The sequence below is a fragment of the Pedobacter puniceum genome (assembly GCF_009674685.1).
Taxonomy (GTDB): Bacteria; Bacteroidota; Bacteroidia; order Sphingobacteriales; family Sphingobacteriaceae; genus Pseudopedobacter; species Pseudopedobacter puniceum.
The window spans coordinates 1,179,748-1,196,089 of sequence record NZ_WKJI01000001.1; the positions used below are offsets into that span (position 1 = coordinate 1,179,748).

The 16,342-nt window shown below is 33.4% G+C and carries 13 protein-coding genes, 1 tRNA gene and 1 other RNA gene; 6 read left to right on the plus strand and 9 right to left on the minus strand.

Going from position 1 to position 16,342, the window contains the following annotated elements; translation table 11 throughout:
* Nucleotide 1: 1 nt before the first annotated feature.
* The 4 genes from GJJ64_RS05300 to GJJ64_RS05315 all read right to left on the minus strand — a co-directional run bounded on the left by GJJ64_RS05300 (nt 2) and on the right by GJJ64_RS05315 (nt 4,679).
* Nucleotides 2-1,039, minus strand: coding sequence for a 2-hydroxyacid dehydrogenase (locus tag GJJ64_RS05300; protein ID WP_154286674.1), 1,038 nt, complete (start codon nt 1,037-1,039; stop codon nt 2-4).
* Nucleotides 1,040-1,120: 81 nt separating this feature from the next.
* Nucleotides 1,121-2,170 (minus strand): response regulator, encoded by a 1,050-nt coding sequence (locus GJJ64_RS05305; protein WP_154286675.1) that lies wholly within the window; start codon nt 2,168-2,170, stop codon nt 1,121-1,123.
* A gap of 1 nt (nt 2,171) precedes the next feature.
* The gene (locus GJJ64_RS05310; RefSeq protein ID WP_154286676.1) at nt 2,172-3,356 is read right to left on the minus strand and encodes a PAS domain-containing sensor histidine kinase; all 1,185 of its coding nucleotides are present in this window, start codon (nt 3,354-3,356) and stop codon (nt 2,172-2,174) included.
* Between the two features lie 48 nt (nt 3,357-3,404).
* Nucleotides 3,405-4,679: an acetyl-CoA hydrolase/transferase family protein gene (locus tag GJJ64_RS05315; RefSeq protein ID WP_154286677.1), complete on the minus strand. Its 1,275-nt coding sequence runs from the start codon at nt 4,677-4,679 to the stop codon at nt 3,405-3,407.
* A gap of 173 nt (nt 4,680-4,852) precedes the next feature.
* Between GJJ64_RS05315 and GJJ64_RS05320 the strand changes: the two genes are divergently transcribed.
* Nucleotides 4,853-6,643, plus strand: coding sequence for a hypothetical protein (locus GJJ64_RS05320; protein WP_154286678.1), 1,791 nt, complete (start codon nt 4,853-4,855; stop codon nt 6,641-6,643).
* Between the two features lie 20 nt (nt 6,644-6,663).
* Here GJJ64_RS05320 and GJJ64_RS05325 read toward each other — a convergent pair whose 3' ends face one another.
* The 4 genes from GJJ64_RS05325 to GJJ64_RS05340 form a co-directional block, all read right to left on the minus strand.
* On the minus strand, nt 6,664-7,644 hold the full coding sequence (locus GJJ64_RS05325) for a YpdA family putative bacillithiol disulfide reductase (protein ID WP_154286679.1): 981 nt from the start codon (nt 7,642-7,644) through the stop codon (nt 6,664-6,666).
* 88 nt (nt 7,645-7,732) lie between these two features.
* Entirely contained in the window at nt 7,733-8,392 is a 660-nt protein-coding gene (gene fsa, locus GJJ64_RS05330) for a fructose-6-phosphate aldolase (protein ID WP_154286680.1), read from the minus strand.
* A 177-nt stretch (nt 8,393-8,569) separates the two neighbouring features.
* An RNA gene (gene ffs, locus GJJ64_RS05335) (signal recognition particle sRNA small type) lies at nt 8,570-8,668 on the minus strand.
* Nucleotides 8,669-8,748: 80 nt separating this feature from the next.
* Nucleotides 8,749-9,978, minus strand: coding sequence for a DEAD/DEAH box helicase (locus GJJ64_RS05340; RefSeq protein WP_154286681.1), 1,230 nt, complete (start codon nt 9,976-9,978; stop codon nt 8,749-8,751).
* Nucleotides 9,979-10,026: 48 nt separating this feature from the next.
* On the opposite strand from GJJ64_RS05340, the gene GJJ64_RS05345 reads away from it, so the two are divergent.
* Both GJJ64_RS05345 and GJJ64_RS05350 read left to right on the plus strand, forming a co-directional pair.
* On the plus strand, nt 10,027-12,339 hold the full coding sequence (locus tag GJJ64_RS05345) for a patatin-like phospholipase family protein (protein ID WP_317162904.1): 2,313 nt from the start codon (nt 10,027-10,029) through the stop codon (nt 12,337-12,339).
* A gap of 44 nt (nt 12,340-12,383) precedes the next feature.
* Nucleotides 12,384-12,878, plus strand: a complete 495-nt coding sequence (locus GJJ64_RS05350) for a hypothetical protein (RefSeq protein ID WP_229655464.1) — start codon at nt 12,384-12,386, stop codon at nt 12,876-12,878.
* A 5-nt stretch (nt 12,879-12,883) separates the two neighbouring features.
* Here GJJ64_RS05350 and tamL read toward each other — a convergent pair whose 3' ends face one another.
* Nucleotides 12,884-15,211: a translocation and assembly module lipoprotein TamL gene (gene tamL / locus GJJ64_RS05355; protein ID WP_154286684.1), complete on the minus strand. Its 2,328-nt coding sequence runs from the start codon at nt 15,209-15,211 to the stop codon at nt 12,884-12,886.
* Here tamL and GJJ64_RS05360 point away from each other — a divergent pair.
* The 3 genes from GJJ64_RS05360 (at nt 15,202) to GJJ64_RS05370 (ending at nt 16,274) form a co-directional block, all read left to right on the plus strand.
* The gene (locus GJJ64_RS05360; protein WP_154286685.1) at nt 15,202-15,957 is read left to right on the plus strand and encodes a TrmH family RNA methyltransferase; all 756 of its coding nucleotides are present in this window, start codon (nt 15,202-15,204) and stop codon (nt 15,955-15,957) included. The two genes, tamL and GJJ64_RS05360, sit on opposite strands and share 10 nt — an antisense overlap.
* Before the next feature lie 43 nt (nt 15,958-16,000).
* A tRNA-Cys gene (locus tag GJJ64_RS05365) sits at nt 16,001-16,071 on the plus strand.
* Between the two features lie 29 nt (nt 16,072-16,100).
* A complete protein-coding gene (locus tag GJJ64_RS05370) occupies nt 16,101-16,274 on the plus strand; it encodes a hypothetical protein (RefSeq protein ID WP_026903530.1) in 174 nt (57 codons plus the stop codon).
* Nucleotides 16,275-16,342 lie beyond the last annotated feature (68 nt).

Below are 16,342 nucleotides of genomic sequence, written 5' to 3' on the forward strand. Positions count from 1 at the left end.
ATTATGATTGATGAGGTAGCAATGGTTTTTCTTTGATAGCTTCTTTTTGGCAGTTTTTAGCACAGGCACAAGCTTTACCTACACACTTATTTTCTTGCCAAAGGTCTAAGCTTTTTATGGTAAGCTGCGTTATTTCTTGCAAAACCTCTGTAGTTAAAAAAGCTTGATGTGGTGTGATAATAACATTAGGAAAAGCTAATAACTGTTGTAATAAACAATCTTTTTCTTTGTCTTGATGATGATTTTCAAAAAATAAACCATGCTCATATTCATAAACATCGGCACCTAAAGCACCAATTTTACCAGATTTAAGTGCTTGTAAAACATCATTAGTATTTAACAAACCTCCTCTGCCTGTATTGATAAGCATCACCCCAGGTCTCATCTTGGCTAAATTCTCTGCATTAATAATATGTCTGGTTTCATCATTTAAAGGAACATGTAAAGAAATAATATCTGATTTAGCATAAAGCTCTTCTAAACCAACATGTTGTATTCCTGTATGTTGATGTTTTACTTGGTCATAAGCCAAAACTTTACAGCCAAACCCATTAAATATTTTTGCGGTAATTAGACCAATTTCGCCTAAACCTATTATACCCACAGTTTTACCATACAAAGTAAAACCTACTAACCCATCTAGCCTAAAATCAAAGTTTTTACTTCTTTGTGTTGATAATAAAATTTTACGATTTAAAGCCAAAACAAGTGTTAAAACGTGTTCTGCTATGCTATGTGGAGAGTAAGACGGTATATTGGCTATTTTAATGTTGGCTGCTGCAGCGGCTTGCTTATCAATATGATCTGTACCTACAGAACGTGTGGCAATGTATTTAACGCCATAATGAGCCAGCTTTTTTATAACTGATGCCGAGACATCGTCACTTGTAAAAACTACAACAGCATCTTTACCCTCTGCATATGATGTAGTTTCATCAGTCAGAGGATTAGATATTAAAGTAATATCATGCTTTTTTTGATTGGCCTTTGCCAGCAATTCCTTCTCAAAAGACCTCGTACTGTAAACTACAACTTTCATTTGCTTCGCTTTATACAAGCAAAGCTACCAGCTATATTCTTATTGTAACATGAGGCTAGTCAGCAAGAAAAGTGATTAAAATCAATTTTTCATGTTTTTTAATCGGTTCACATCTAAGATATGTATCTCACCACCTTTTTTCTCAATCAGTTTCTCTTCTTTAAAATCACTTAGTGTACGACTCACCGTTTCTGTTGCCATGCCGGCCATTGCGGCTAAATCATCTCTAGAAATTTTAAAAACATCTTGGTTTTTATTTACTTCTCTAATACGCATTAATGTTTCTGCCAAACGCTTCCTAACAGAATGATAAGCTAATTGAACCAACTGCTCTTCCTTTTGATGAATGTGGGCAGAAAGTAATTGGATAAACTGCATAGCAACCGCTGTATTATTATTTAACAGCGCATTAACTTGGTCTTTGTGAAGCATACAGATGCTACTATTTTCCATAGCCTCTGCCGTTTCTGTATGCAATTGACTTATCAAAGCATCATGCACACCAAAATATTCATCAGTATGGTAAATTCCTGTCAAAAGTTCTCTACCATCTTCACTCAACTTAACGGTTTTAATTTTACCCTCCAGAACTAAATAAATACCTTGTGCATGGTCTTGGTCGTAATAAATAATCTGACCCTTTTTAACCTGTCTTATTTTCTTTTGCGAGATTAATGATTTTAAGTCTTGCTTATCTTCTACTTGTAAGGCAAAGTCTTCTAGATTTTTTAATCCCTTAGTGTAAAACTCTTCTTGTTTTTGCTTTTTATTAAGCCTACTTTCTATGGCATTTAAAAGCTCCATATCGTCAAAAGGCTTAATCAGATAATCATCTGCACCCATCTCCATTCCTTTACGCATATCTGCTCTTTCTGCCTTAGCGGTTAAGAAAATAAAAGGAATATTAGCCGTTTCCGGATTTTTATTTAGTAAATACAAAACGCCATAACCATCAAGTTCTGGCATCATGATATCACAAATAATTAAATCTGGAAGATACTTCTGAGCCTTATCAGCCCCAAGTTTACCATTAACAGCAGTTTCTACTTCGTAACCAGCCAAACCTAAAATTTCAGCTGTACCTTCTCTAATATCCTCGTTATCTTCTATAATCAGGATTTTCTTTTTCATACTAAAGATTAAAAATCAGGGTAAATTTAGCGCCTTTATTTTCCGAACTCTCAAACTCCACTTCACCATTCATGAGTTTAATATAACGATTAACAATATTTAATCCTAAACCTGTGCCAGGGATACTCCCCGTATTGTTGGCTCTAAAGAAAGGTTCAAATAAATGTTTTTGATCATTTACAGGTATTCCAATACCATCATCCTTAATGATAACCATACAGCGTTTCTCATCAAGCTCGGTATTAAACTCTATAAAAGTGTTCTCACCAGAGTATTTAATGGCATTAGCAATAAGGTTAATGATACAATTTTTCAATAATGCGGCATCTAAAGTAACCAAACTACTTTTTCCGGTATGTTGATAAATGATATTTTGGTTTTGCTTGGCTATCAATTGCATTTCTTCGGTAATTTCTTCTGCCAGCTTCACCAAATCAAATGGTGCCGCTTGTGGATTAATTTTACCTGCCTCTAGCCTTTCTAAGGATAAGAAATCATTTAGAATGTTAGTGAGGTTGCCCACACCAACTTTTATTTTGCCTACATGTTTAGCAATATTAGGATTTTGATACTCTTGAGCATACTTTTCTATTAACGATGCAGAGAGTTGTATAGAACTTAACGGCGTTCTAAACTCATGCGAAGCCATAGAAACAAAACGACTTTTCAGTTGGTTAAGTTCTTTTTCTTTTTCAAGGGATAAACTTACCTCTTCTTTTGCATCTTGTAACTGCGCTACAATTGATTGTAAAGCTTGTGTACGCTCTTCAACCAAATGCTCTAATCTTGATGTATATTTTTTTAGCTGCTCTTCGGCGTCCTTTTCTCTGCTTAAATCATGTATGAAACCGGTATATACTATCCTACCTTCATACTGTACCTTACTTACCGCAAGCCTAAATGGAAATTCGCTTTTATCTTTTCTTAACCCCGTAACCTCTCTTCCAATACCGATAATGTGTGCTTCGCCAGTTTGATGGTAACGATGAATATAAGCATCATGCTGAGACCTGTATGGTTCTGGCATTAAAACCGAAATATTCTTTCCTACAACCTCTTCAACCTCATAACCAAAGAGTTCACACGCAGAAGGGTTTATGGCTTCTATAATTCCCTTCGTATCAATCGTGATGATACCATCTATGGCATTATTAATAATTGCTTCAAGTAAAGCCTCTTTATCCATTTGGCTAATTTATCTTAAAAGTATTACTAATAAAAATACTTATGAAGATTATTTATATCGCTCATCAAATGCTTTCTCTAAAGCTTCTCTATGGTCTGGATGCGCTATCTCAATTAAAGCTCTCCCTCTTTGTTTTAAGCTTTTTCCGTATAAGTTTACAATACCATATTCAGTTACCACCCATTGTACGTGTCCTCTAGTGGTTACCACACCTGCACCTTCTTTTAAAAATGGAACAATTCTGGAGATACCTTTATTGGTTGTTGATGGCAAAGCAATAATAGGTTTACCACCTTGAGATAAAGATGCACCTCTGATGAAATCCATTTGGCCACCGATACCAGAGAATTGGTATGTTCCGATAGAATCTGCACAAACCTGACCTGTTAAATCTATTTCTATAGCACTATTAATAGCTATTACTTTAGGATTTTGGCGAATCACACTTGTATCATTCACGTAATTGATATTCATTACCCTTACGGATGTATTATCATCAACAAAATCATATAATTTTCTGGTACCCACCATAAAAGAAGTCACATTTTTGCCTCTATTAAGCTTCTTCATGCTATTATCAATCACACCGCTTTCTATTAATGGAATTACACCATCAGAAAGCATTTCTGTGTGCAGACCTAGATTTTTATGGTTTACTAAATTTTTCAAAACTTGGTCTGGTATACTTCCAATTCCTAATTGTAAGGTAGAGCCATCCTCTATCAAAGAAGCTACATTTTTACCAATTTGCACCACCACATCGCTAGCTTTTGCAGAGTAATCCACCTCTGGTAACTCGGCCTTTTGCCAAACCAAAGCGTTTATTTTATTAACATGGATAAATCCATCTCCGTGTGTTCTTGGCATAAAAGGATTAACCTGAGCGATGACATATTTCGCATTTTCTATAGCTGCTCTGGCAATATCTACTGATGTACCTAAAGAACAATAACCGTGTTTATCTGGTACAGATACATGAATTATAGCAACATCAATAGGTAAATAGTTTTCGTTAAAAAGAATAGGAATCTCACTTAAAAATACTGGAACATAATCTCCAAACTGGCTATTAGCCACAGCTCTTGAATTTGCAGAAACAAATAAGGAATTAAAAAAAAAGCTATCCCTGTATTTTTCATCATTAAAATTAACATCTCCTAAAGTGGTAATACTTACCAACTCAACATTTTTTAGCTCCTCATATCTATGTTGTAAAGCTTTTATAATGTGTACAGGTGTGGCAGCACTTCCGTGTAAAAACACCCTATCTCCTGATTTTACTGCTTTTACCGCCTCTGCGGCACTTATATAATTAACATCCATCTTGTTTATTTTTTTGCTCAAAATAGCTGCATTTTAAGCCTCTAAAAAATGACAATCGTCATCAAAAAAGGTTTCTCTTATCTCTAAAAATCATAAAAAATTAAAGCTTTAGTGATTTACATCATATTCTAGAACAATAATTTATCGGTATTTCGTGAAAAATTTAAATTTAAATGAGTCATACATTTCATATTCCTGTTTTAGGTTTAGCATATTCTGTTGATACACCACTAAAAGTAGGCCGTTATGGTATTTCTTCTGTAGCATCTATTGTTGATGATAATCTGATAGAAAGAATGCGAGCATACCATGCAACACAAAATCAGGAAAATTATACTCCAATAGGTGATAAAGAGCCCAATTTTAGAGCTAAGAGAATTACTGCATATTTAAACCTCATGCAAGACTTGCTTGATAAGCAATTTGAGGCTTTAAAACAACAAGTGTTTGAGCCAGGTACAGATTTAACTAGATATTTTGAATTACAACCAGACCACTCTGTCCTTAAAAAAACCTATTTACAAATGCTTAATATTCAAGATGATGATTTAAAAGCGATTGTACAAAGGCAATTAAAAGAAAAAATGCATAAAGGAGCCATAGATGTAAATATTATGGCTAAAGTAGATAAACTAAATAACCCTATAAATGGAGAAGAGCAATTAAGTGATGCGCTGGCTTCTTTACAAGGCTTTGCTCAAAGTAAGTTAAATGCTGGTGTAGTCTTATCTGCCGGGATGAACCCAAGATTATATGCTCATCTAGAGAATTTTAAGGATTTTTATCCTGATGAACATCAAAAGCTTCAAAAAACTATCATTTTAAAAGTATCTGATTTTAGGTCAGCACTGATACAAGCTAAATTCTTAGCTAAAAAAGGTTTATGGGTATCAGAATTTAGGATAGAATCTGGATTAAATTGTGGCGGGCATGCTTTTGCTACTGACGGTTATTTATTAGGCCCAATTTTAGAAGAATTTAAGGTAAAAAGACAAGAAATGCTTGCCGAGCTTTCTGCCATGTACAAAAATGCTCTCATTGCAAAAGGTTATACTGGCGATATAGAAATACCACGAATGAAAATTAGTGTACAAGGTGGTATAGGTACAGCAGAAGAAGACAGTTTTTTATTAAAGCATTATGAGTTAGATGCAACGGGCTGGGGAAGTCCGTTTTTATTGGTTCCCGAAGCCACCAATGTTGATGAAGAAACCTTAAACAATTTAGCAGAAGCTACCAAAGAAGATTTCTACATCAGCGGCTCATCGCCTTTGGGTGTTCCTTTTAATAACTTTAGAAAAACCACAGCAGAAAAACTCCGTTTAGAGCGTATTGCGAAAGGAAAACCAGGCAGCCCTTGTACAAAAAAATACTTAGTTTCTAATACCGAGTTTACAAAAGAGCCTATTTGTACAGCCTCTAGAAAATATCAAAACTTAAAAATAAAATCACTCCAAAACAGTGATTTAAGCGAGCAAGAGTTACAAGCTAAAATAAACGAAGTAACAGAAAAAATTTGCCTTTGCGAGGGCTTGGTAACTTCTGCTTATCTTAAAAATGACATGATAAAACCTAAAGAAAATAAGGCTGTTACCATTTGTCCAGGTCCAAACATCGCTTATTTTTCTGGTAAGTTTTCTTTAGATGAAATGGTAAAACATATTTACGGCAAAATTAACTTACTGGCTGGTATAGAGCGTTCTAACATTTTTATCAACGAGCTTAATTTATATATAGAACATCTTAAAAAAGATATCAGCATGAGTTGGCAAGATTTATCTGATAAAAAGGTTAAATATTACACCAAGTTTAGAGAGCAGTTAGAACAAGGCATTAATTATTATAAACAACTAATCCCTGAAATTCAAAACCAAACGGATGTATATAAAAACAAGATGCTTAAGGAGTTACAAGAAGCAGAAGAAAGACTTAAAATGATGATTTTCTCAACAGAAAATGCATGATATAAAAATCAGTTGTTTGATTAAACAACTGATTTTTTGCTTTTAGCCAATATGGAAGTAATAATCATATCGGCATGTATTCTAGAATTTTCTATAAACCAAAGGTGCGTATCCATACCACCACAAATAACACCGGCTAAGTAAATACCTTCTCTATTTGTTTCCATAGTATCGGGGTTATGTTGTGGATATTTTTTATCATCCTCGCTCATGGCAACCCCCATTTTATTTAAAAATTCAAAATTTGGTTGGTAGCCTGTTAAAGCTAAAACAAAATCATTTTCTAAGTTTAGTTCTCCATCCGGAGTATCAACAATAACCTCTTTTTCTTTTATTTCTTTGATGGATGATTTAAAATAAGCTTTTATAGCACCTTCTGATATTCGGTTTTGAATATCGGGTCTAACCCAATACTTAACACGTTCGCCAATATCTTCAGCCCTGATAATCATGGTAACATCTGCTCCTTTTCTGTAACATTCTAAAGCAGCATCTACCGATGAATTACTAGCACCTACAACAATGACCTTTTGTAAGGCAAAATAATGCGGGTCTTTATAATAATGATAAACTTTTGGCAAATCCTCTCCCGGCACATTCAACAAAGCTGGTAAATCATAAAAACCGGTAGATAAGATAACATTCTTGCCTTTGTATGTATTTTTTGAGGTGATGATTTCATAATCATCCTTTTTATCTAAACTTTGTACCTCTTCAAAAAGCTTGATATTAAGTTTAAATTTTAAAGCTACCCTGCGGTAATATTCTAACGCTTCTGAACGGCTTGGTTTTGGATTATTAGAAACAAAAGGAACATCACCAATCTCTAGCTTTTCTGAAGTAGAAAAAAAGGTCATGTTTTGCGGATAATTATAAATAGAGTTTACTAAACATCCTTTTTCTATGATGACATAGCTAAGCCCTGCTTGCTTTGCTTTAATACCACAAGCTAAACCAATGGGGCCTCCGCCAATAATGATGATATCATAAACATCTTCCATAATTAAACCTCTTTTCTTTTTCGAATATCGTTAAAACAAAAAAGCTTCCAAATTGTGGAAGCTTCTAAAATTTTATTTTAATATAATTTTATTTACCTGCTGCCTTAGCGTGGTCTGCTAAAAACTGAGCTAAACCGTTATCAGTTAATGGGTGTTTTAATAATCCCATGATAGAAGATAAAGGTCCTGTCATTACATCGGCACCAATTTTAGCACACTCTACAATATGTACAGAATTTCTGATAGAGGCCGCTAAAATTTCTGTTTCAAATCCGTAGTTATCAAAAATTAAACGGATATCTTCAATTAAACCAAAGCTATCAGCACCAATATCATCTAAACGACCTAAGAAAGGAGAAACATAGCTTGCGCCTGCTTTAGCAGCTAAAAGCGCTTGACCAGCAGAGAAAATTAAGGTACAATTAGTTCTAATTCCTTTGCTGCTAAAGTATTTTAAAGCTTTGATACCATCTTTAATCATAGGAATTTTAACTACAATTTTAGGGTTTAAAGCAGCTAAAGCTTCACCTTCTTTTACCATACCTTCAAAATCTGTAGAAATTACTTCAGCACTAACGTTATCGTCTACTAAATCACAAATTGCTCTATAGTGGTTTAAAACGTTCTCTTCTCCGGTAATACCTTCTTTAGCCATTAAGCTTGGGTTGGTAGTTACGCCATCTAATACGCCTAAATCTTGTGCTTCTTTAATTTGTGCAAGGTTTGCGGTATCTATAAAAAATTTCATGTTGTTTAATTTGAAAAATGTGAATATGTATTTGGTTAATTTTTTGATTCAATATTATTGATGTATCAATATTGATGCAAATCTATCAAAATAATCTTTTTTTAATCATTTAAATCGATTGTTTTATAAGAAAATAACAGAAAAATTAAATCTTGGTAGAAATAAAGAAGAAAAAAAATGGGCTAGCACCTTCTATCGCACCGCTACAACCTCCTACCCTTGCTGCGTTCCCACCCTGGGGGAGTTCAGAAGGAGCTGGTCGTAGAAGACTAACCCGGCACAAAGGTATAATTTTTATGCGTTTTCATGCAAATTTTCTTGTTTTATAAACAAGTAGCTGATTATCAAAAAGAAAATTATTTTTTCTTCCGCTTTTTAAGTGGTTCTTGGGCGGCTTCTTTTAATAAACTTTTCCAATCATGAGGATTATCTTCGGAAATAGCCAAAGTTTCCTCATACTCTGTATGGCGTACTTCCATGGCTTTAATAGGGTTGGTTAAATACGTTTCTATTTCAGCTAGTATTGTTTTTTCTTCTTCACTACAAAACGAAATAGCTTTACCACGGTTTACTCCTCTACCCGTTCGTCCTATACGATGAACATAATTTTCGGCTATATCGGGCAAATCGTAATTAATAACATAGTCTACACCTTTTACATCTATCCCTCTAGAACTTACATCGGTAGCTATTAAAACTTTTATTTTGCCTGTTCTAAAGTTTTCCAGCACACTAAATCTATCTTTTTGTTCTTTATCTCCATGAATGGTTGCTGTTACAATGGCTACCCTTTCCATAGCTTTTGCTACACGCTCTGCCCTAACTTTAGTTCTTACAAAAACCATCATTTTCGTTTCCGGATTTTCCTTTATCAATCTCTCTAAAAAGAACCTTTTATCATCCATTTCAACATATATGACTGCATGGTCTACATTTTTAGAAACAGGGTCTTTGGGTGATAATTGAATCCTTACAGGCTTATTTACCAGAGCATAAGCCAAATCTTTAATAGTTTCATTAATGGTAGCCGAAAAAAACATGGTTTGTCTTCTTCGTGGTAAAAAAGTTATGAGCTTCTGTATATCAGCATAGAAACCTTTTGCCAGCATATGGTCGGCTTCATCCAAAACCAAATAGTCTATTTTTTTAAGGTTAAGGATACTTTTATGCACCAAATCCATAATACGGCCAGGTGTAGCAATTAAAATATCAACACCAGCTTTTATTTCTTGAAGCTGAGGATCTATATCTACTCCACCAATAATAGCAGCTGTTTTAATGCTTGTATATTTAGCTAATTCAATAAATACATCTTGTATTTGCAAAGCTAATTCTCTGGTTGGTACCATCACTACAGCTTTCACATGTTGCTCTTGCTGATAGCGCTTCTTTTCTTGCAACATGCTAATTAAGGGTATGGCAAAAGCGGCAGTTTTCCCTGTTCCGGTTTGTGCTATAGCCAAAATATCTTGTCCAGATAAGATTTGAGGAATAGATTTAAATTGTATATCGGTAGGTTTTCTAAAACCTAGTTCTTCTAAACTTCTTTTTAACTCTGGGGATATATGGTATTTATTGAATTTCATGCTGTCCAAAGGTAGCAATCTTTAAACTAATTGATTATTTTTAGCTACGTGAAAAATATAATCCTCCTTATCCTTATAGTTTGCATTAAAAGTACTTATGCCCAAAAAGTTGGATTAGTTTTTAGTGGTGGTGGTGCTAAAGGCCTTGCTCATATTGGTGTATTAAAAGCTTTAGAAGAAAATAATATCCCTGTAGATTATATTACTGGGACATCTATGGGTGCTGTAGTTGGCGCTATGTATGCAGCAGGATATTCACCAGAAGAAATAGAATATATTGCTTTAAGCGATGAATTTCAGAATTGGGTAGCTGGCAAATACAGTAGCAATTACAGTTATTTTTATCAGAAAAAACCAGAAAACCCTTCTTTTTTTACTGCCAAAATTCAAATAGATACAAGTTTTAATTTAAAACTTCGCTCTAACCTTATCAATGATATTCCTTTAAACTTTGCTTTAATAGAGCTGCTCTCGCAAGCATCAGCCAATGCTAAAGATAATTTTGACAACTTATTTATCCCTTACCGTTGTATGGTTTCTGATGTGCTATCACAGGAAATGATTGCACTAAAAAAAGGAAATCTCGCGGAAGCTGTTAGAGGCAGTATGACAGTCCCACTGGTTTACCGCCCAATAAAAATAGATGATAAATATGTTTTTGATGGCGGTTTGTATAATAACTTCCCGGTTGATATAATGAAGAAAGACTTTAACCCTGATGTGATTATTGGTGCTAATGTATCTTCAAAAAACTTTACAGATTACCCCAAAGACAACGATGATAAATTGATGAACCGCTTATTGGTTTACCTCTTTTTAAGTAAAACCGATTCTAGCGCTATTGGTAAAAACGGCATTTATATAGAGCCAGAAATGGCTAATTATAGCGCAACTAATTTTAAACCTGTTAAAGCCATTATAGAAGCTGGTTATTTACAGACACTGGCTAATATGGAAGAAATTAAAGCCAAAATTGCCAAAAGAGTATCAAAAGAAGAAATTACTGCAAAACGTAAAGCTTTCACTAGTAAAAATCCTTACTTAACTTTTAACCAAGTAAATGTTTATGGGGTAAATTCTAAAAAGCGCTCTTATATTAAAAACACTTTTAATTATGATAATAAGCAACTATCGCTTTTAGAAATTAAAGAGGGTTATTACAAGCTTTTAGGTGATGATAATTTTGAAACCGTTTACCCAAGCTTAAAATTTAAACCAGAAACTAATAATTACGAATTTGATGTTCAGGTACAATCTGAAACCAATTTTAAGGTAGATTTGGGTGGTAATATTTCTAATAGGCCAATCAGCAATATTTATCTAGGTTTACAATATAACTACCTTAACAAACTGGCTTATACTTTCAATAGTAATTTTTATTCGGGTAGGTTTTACCAGTCTGCACAAAGTGCCATAAGGATTGATTTTCCTTTTAAAACGCCACTCTTCTTAGAAACAGAGTTTGTGTATAACAATTGGGATTATTTTAGCTCTGGAGAGTTATTTGCAATTAATAACAGACCTCCAGCATTTATCAAACAATCTGATAAAAGAATAGGGCTAAAATTTGGAATCCCGATAAGTAGAAACACAGTTTTAACCCTAAATGGGGCTTATTTTCATAACCGAGATAATTACAGTCCAACAGAAAATTTTAGCGTTGGCGATATTTTAGATAAATCAACTTTTGATGGCTTTTTATCAAGCATCAGATACACCAAAAATAAATTAAATTATAAGCAATACGCCAATACGGGCTCTTACCTGAGTTATGGTTTGTCTTATTATACCGGTACAGAAAACTATCAACCTGGTAATATTTTACGTAATACACCAGAATTTAACCTTATAATTCCTTCAGCTAATAACAGGCAATGGTTTAAATTTGATATTAAGGCTGAAAAATTTTACCGTATATCCTCACATTATCATTTGGCTTACGTTACTGATAACGTTTACGCTAACCGACCAACCTTTACAACTTTTAAAAGTAATTTATTAAGCACAGCAGCATTTTATCCTTTACAAGACTCTAGGTCTATATTTTTAGATAATTTAAGGGCTGATAAATATTTAAGCCTAGGGATGAAACATATCTTTTTATTAAAAAGAAACTTAGATTTGCGCTTAGAAGGATATGTTTTTCAACCTTTTAACGAGGTTAATTTAAAAGGCTTACAACAAACAAAATTGGGTTCACTTTTTTCAGATAGACACCTTATAGGAGCAAGTTCTATGGTGTATCATAGTCCGGTAGGGCCAATTGCCTTAAATTTAAACTATTATCAAGATCAACCTCGTCCGTTAGGAATTTTATTCCATATTGGATATTTACTTTACAATAAAAGAGCTATAGAATGATAAAAAAATTTACCTTAATTATTTTCTTTTTATTTAGTATAACGATGGCATTTTCACAAACGCCTGAAAACTTTACTATCAAAAACTTTATCATTAAAGAAAGCTTTTTAAAAGCTGATAGAATAGCTGTTATTATTACAGATTCTCTTAAAAACCCGAGAACTACAATTAACGGAACTTATAAATTTGATATTAACGGTTTTAGTAAAGATTTAATTTTTCACGATGGTGTAGCAAATTGCGATATGTCTATTGAAAAATCTACTTTCATGTACATTAAACATGAAAACGACGAAACTAATGTTTCTAATTTATATTACATCTATAAATCAAGCGAAAGCTTAACCCCTATTGCTATAAGTTGGTATATTTTATTGGTTATCCCTATAGGCTTAATACTACTAGGCTATATGTTTAGGAAATTGATAGGCTTAATAATTTTTATATTGATGGCTTATATATACTTTAATTATAGTAAAGGTTTATCCATCGGTACTTTTATAGAAAGTATTTTTGATGGATTAAAAAACTTATTCTAAAAAGGTTAGAAAGGCATACCTATACCAAACTGTATTTGCGTTGTTGAGAACCTATCGGGATTATTTGTAATGGCATATCGGGCTTTTAAATCTCTCTTGGCTTCCCTATCAAAGTAATATTGTGTTATCCATTGCTCTGAACCTCTAAACTGCGGATCTTTAACTTTAAAACCAGCATCCAACCTAAATACAAAGAAAGAAACATCAAAACGTAAACCAACACCCGTACCAATGGCCATTTGCTCCCATAGTTTATTAAATTTAATTTGAGCACCCTCAAAGCCATTATCTCTTAATTGCCAGATATTACCAAAATCAACAAAGGTGGCTCCCTTTACTTTTGCACCGAAGAAATTATCTAAAATTTTAAAACGATATTCTAAATTACCTTCAAATTTTAAATCTCCTAATTGGTCTATATTTCTTAGGTTCAAACGTGTAGAATCGCTTTCTAAAGAACTTCTGTTATAATTGCCAGGGCCTAAAGTACGAGCCTGCCATCCCCTAATACCACTAGAACCACCTGCAAAAAACTGCTTATCAAAAGGTAAAGTTTTTACGTTACCAAAAGAGTAACCAATGCCAGGGTTTAACCTTACCACAAACTGCTTTTCTTGACCTAGATATCTGTAAAACCTAATATCGGTTTCTATTTTAGCAAACTGATAATATGGTACACCTAAGAAAGTTTTTTGCCCTCTGCTGTTATCTTTACCAATAAGCTGTGCTGCCAAAGCAGCCGTGTTACCACCAACTTCTATATTACCATTAAAAAAAGTAAAATTGCTTAGGGTTGATAATCTTGCAAGATTTAAGGTATAATTATAGATAGAGCTTGATACCAATTGTGAGCGTAAGGTATTTAAAAAGAAAGCATATCCTCTATTAATCAAATCTTGCTCTACAACAGGGTCTATCATACCTAAAGCATACTGTACATTAATAGGTGTTAAAGAGTGTAATTTATATTTGGTTTCTAACCAATCATGTGTAAAATTGGCTCCTACTGCTCTTCTTAAATACCTATCCTTTAACTCATAAATCTGAAAACTTGCACCTAATCTTGTTCTTGGGATACCGCTATAACCAATAAAAGGTAAATTAAAAGGTGTAACCAATCTAGGGAAAGTTAAGCTTGCCCCAACTTGATAATCTCTACTTAAAAGTCTATCGTTTAAGCCTCCTGTTAAGTTCTTATCAAACTGCAAACCTCCCCTTAACTTAATTTCTAGAATCTCTGCTCCACCAAAAATATTTCTATTTTGGTAGGTTAAGCCCAAGTTAGCCCCAGTAATACTAGAGTTAAAAGTATAATCTCCATCAATACGGTTTGATTTCTTTTTTAATGGAATGATATCAATTAAGCCAATTAATTCTGTAGAATTTGGTCTCTTTCTAAAATCAATAGATACGCTTTTAAATACATTAAGCTCAAATAAACGTTGGTTTGTTAACTCAACATTTTCAATAGAATATTGCTCGCCTTTGTTCAAGAAGATATATGGAGCTATTTTTTTAGCTTTAAAAAACCTAGAATAATCATAAAAACGGTATTGAGAATCTATCACGGCGGTATCTCTATCTACCCCTTGTTTTATAATACCTGTACTTGGCTGTATTCTGATATAAGTATTTCCTATAGAATACTGTTGGTGTGGTATAGAGTCTGGATTTAAAATTTGTATAGTAACATTGGCTTGATTATTATTCAGGTTGGTATCTATTTCTGCTCTTACATATTGCCTGATAAAATCATAATAACCATTTTTCTTCATCAGATTATAAATCTGATCTCTTTCATAAGCGATACTATCCTCATCTAATCTCTCGCCCGGAGTTATCCGTGTAAATTTACTTCTTTGTGCCAAATAAAGATCTTTAATCTCCTGATTTTTAACATCGAAGCTTACATCTTTAAACTTAAATGAAGGGCCTGGGGTAGCCGTAAAACTAATGCTAGCTTTTTTCTTCTTTACCTCAATAGCACTTTCAACTTTCGCATTTAGAAAGCCTTTGGTATTTAAAAATTTTTGTATTTGCCCTCTAGAAACCTCTACCAAAGAGCTATCTAGAATGTGCGGTGCCTCGCCTAAATTTTTCTTTCCCTTTTTATTGAAAGTATTATAAACCCATAAGTTGAATGGAGCATTAGGTCTGATATCTAAAGAAACATAAGATTCTGCCTGTTCTTCAAACGCTTTATCTACCCCATTGATACTTAGCTTTGTGATTAAAGCTTCATTTTCTTTTAATCTTTTAGTAGACCTACAAGCACTAAAAAATAGAGTGAAAAGAAGTAATATTGTAACAGGATAAATAATATATGCTTTCAAAATCTCAAATAAGTTTTATCAAATCCTTACACCAAAAAAAATACCGTAAAGAAAGCGGTCTTTTTTTAGTTGAAGGTATGAAATCTATAACTGAATTTTTAAACTCTCAGTATAGTGTCCAAAGTATTTATTGTTTGGCTGATTATATCCCAAAATTGCCTAAATTATCTCAAAAACAAAAAGTTTTTGAGGTGAGTGAACAAGATTTAACTAAAATTAGCACTTTAAAAACCCCACAAGAAGCTTTAGCTATTTTAGAAATCCCACAAGAAGCCAGTTTTAATGAACTTAAAGCTGATAATGAAATTGTTTTTGTACTAGATGGCGTACAAGACCCTGGTAATTTAGGCACCATTATAAGAACTTTAGATTGGTTTGGTTTTGATAAAATTATTTGCTCGCAAGATACTGTAGAAGTTTATAATCCAAAGGTTGTGCAAGCTACCATGGGGTCTTTAGCGAGGGTAAAAGTTGCTTATACAGATCTAAAACAACTTTTAAGCAAAGAAAAACTACCTGTTTATGGAACTTTATTAAACGGTAAAAACATTTTTGAAGTTAAATGGCCTTCATCAGGATATGTTATTTTAGGAAGCGAAGGAAATGGTATCTCTAAGGAAATCAAAGCTTTAGTTACAGAAGCTGTTACCATACCAGGTGCTGGGCATACAGAATCTTTAAATGTTGCCATTTCTGCGGCTATTTGCTGTACAGAAATAAAGAGAATTAATTACATTAAAAATTGACTTGTATTAAAATTTTACTATTTTTGCAGTCCTTAAAAGAAAAGGTCGAGTGGCCGAGTGGCTAGGCAGAGGTCTGCAAAACCTTGTACAGCGGTTCGAATCCGCTCTCGACCTCATTTAAAATTTTATATATAAAAAAAGTCATGGCAGTAACGCGTTTAAAAAGAAAAGACAGAAGAAATAAGACCGTTTCACGTCTTGAAGTTCAGTTTCTTAAGAATGCTTCTAACATTGAAGTAGGAAGTCGTTCTAAAGAAGGAAGAAGTCAAGTTGTTAAAAACAATGAAGTATTAGCTTCATTAAACGCATCTAAATAATTCGATAGAATTAATATCTTCTAAGATTTAACCTATATATCGGCCGGTATATAGGTTTTTTTATGGCT